Raw genomic sequence first — 279 nt, 5'->3', positions numbered from 1 at the left:
GCCCGGACGACGCGGTCGCACTGCCTGCGCCGAGATCGTCACCACGTCGCCGCCGTCGCCGATATAGATGGTGTCGTCGGCGAGGAATTCGTTGATCTCATAAGCGACCCGGTACGGGTGAATTGGCGTGCTGTCGGACTTGAACAGTGGCATCAGCTTGGCCGTTGCCACTTCTTCGGCTGTGGCCAGATCGCGCATCCAGGCCTGGCGAACCTGGCGCTTGTCGTGCTTGATGCGGCCGCTGGCAGCCTGCAGCACCGCGCCCAGGATCGCGCCCGG

1 pseudogene is annotated in these 279 nt (G+C 65.6%); it reads right to left on the bottom strand.

Annotation, left to right across the window (positions count from 1 at the left end):
* Positions 1–279 (bottom strand): annotated as a pseudogene (locus ACYP5B_RS48915) (thiamine pyrophosphate-binding protein); the annotation flags it as partial.

The organism is Cupriavidus sp. 8B, assembly GCF_054589115.1.
Note: the sequence above shows the minus strand (reverse complement) of the source record. Positions and strands in the feature narration are given on the sequence as shown.